Annotated in this window: 2 protein-coding genes; both read left to right on the top strand. The window is 68.9% G+C overall.

All coding sequences use genetic code 11. From position 1 onward, the window contains the following. Positions 1-751, top strand: a 751-nt coding sequence (locus tag G3N93_RS39635; RefSeq protein ID WP_206135488.1) for an SDR family NAD(P)-dependent oxidoreductase, incomplete at its 5' end; no start/stop codon positions are given. 40 nt (positions 752-791) lie between these two features. Next, positions 792-1,550 (top strand): SDR family oxidoreductase, encoded by a 759-nt coding sequence (locus G3N93_RS39630; RefSeq protein WP_206135487.1) that lies wholly within the window; start codon positions 792-794, stop codon positions 1,548-1,550. The last annotated feature ends 139 nt before the right edge of the window (positions 1,551-1,689 follow it).

Here is a 1,689-nt window from a genome sequence, read left to right as displayed (position 1 = left end):
CGTGCTGATGGGCCGCCGCCGCGATGCGCTCGAACGCACGCAGCGGCAATTGACCGACGCCGTGCCCGGCAGCCGCGTCGCGATCCATGCGGGCGACGCCTGCGACGAAGCCGACCTGCAGGCCGCGCTCGACTGCGCATGGGCGCTCGACCAGCGCCTCGACATCGTCGTGCCGACGGTCGGCGGTGCAGGCTTCCGGCCGCTGCTGCTGCATGACGCCGACACCTTCCGCGCGGAAATCGACCTGAACCTGCACAGCGCGTTCGCCGCGATCCGTCATGCCGCACCGCGGCTTGCCGACAGTGGCGGCGGCGCGATCGTCTGCATTTCGTCGACGGCCGCGCAGATCAATTTCCGCTGGCTGTCCGCGTACTGCACCGCGAAGGCCGCGCTCGAAGCGCTCGTGCGCGGCGCGGCCGAGGAACTGGCCGGCGCGAAGATCCGCGTGAACGCGGTGCGCCCGGGCCTCACGCGCTCCGAAGCCACCGCGCCGATGTTCGACAACCGCGCGCTCGTCGACAGCTTTCTCGAACAGATTCCGCTCGGCACGCTCGGCGAGCCGGAAGCGATCGCGCATGCGGTGCGCTATCTCGCCGGCCCCGAGTCGGGCTGGGTGACCGGCCAGAGCTTCGCGGTCGACGGCGGCCATGAGCTGCGCACCAACCCGCGTGTCGACGACACGATCGCGCAGATCTACGGCACGGCCGCGCTCGACGCGATCAAGGCCGGCCGCGCGCCGGGCGCCGCATGAGTGCCTGCCTTCTTTCAACGTCAAAGGAATTCGACCGACCATGAATCGAGTCGCAAACAAGGTCGCGCTGGTCACCGGCGCGGCGAGCGGCGTCGGCCGCGCGGATGCGCTGCTGCTCGCCGCCGAAGGCGCGCGTGTCGTGCTGACCGACATCGACGAGGACGCAGGCCGTGCGCTCGCACGCGAGATCGGCGACGCCGCGCTGTTCGTCCGCCACGACATCGTCGACGAAGCCGGTTGGCAGCATGCGATCGCATCGACGCTCGACCGCTTCGGCCGTCTCGATGTCCTCGTCAACAACGCGGCAATCTGCCCGGTCGGCTCGATCGAGGACACGAGCCTCGACACGTGGCGGCGCGTGATGCGCACCAATGCCGATGGTTATTTCCTCGGCTGCAAGTACGCGATCGGCGCGATGAAGGGCAACGACACGCCGGGCTCGATCGTGATGATGTCGTCGGTCGCCGCGCTCGGCGGGTTGCCGATGATGTGCGCGTACACCGGGTCGAAAGGCGCGGTGACGGCGCTCGCGCGCAGCGTCGCCGTGCACTGCAAGCGCAGCGGTTACCGGATCCGCTGCAACTCGATCCATCCGGACGGGATCTGGACGCCGATGACGCAGGCGCTGATGCCCGATCTCGACCCGGCCGCACTCGGCATCGGCAGCGATCCGATGGCGCGCATGTGCGACCCGCAGGATGTCGCGAATCTCGTGCTGTTCCTCGCATCCGACGAATCGCGTTTCGTCAACGGTGCGGAGCTGCGGATCGACAACGCGCAACTGGTGTCGTCGCTGTGACGCGACGCGCTGCCTTCCCGTTCAAAGGAGTCCCTCGATGATTTCATTCACCGGCAAGACCGTGTTGATCACCGGCGGCGGCGCGGGCATGGCTCGACAGCTATGCGGCGCTCGTTGGCGCGGCCGCGCCCACGAGCGA

Origin of the sequence: Burkholderia sp. Se-20378 (assembly GCF_017104665.1) — a bacterium.
Classification (GTDB): Bacteria; Pseudomonadota; Gammaproteobacteria; order Burkholderiales; family Burkholderiaceae; genus Burkholderia; species Burkholderia lata.
Note: the sequence above shows the minus strand (reverse complement) of the source record. Positions and strands in the feature narration are given on the sequence as shown.

Coding starts and splice junctions, on each gene's coding strand:
- G3N93_RS39630 (WP_206135487.1), top strand. CDS start 792: ATGAATCGAGTCGCAAACAAGGTCGCGCTGGTCACCGGCGCGGCGAGC.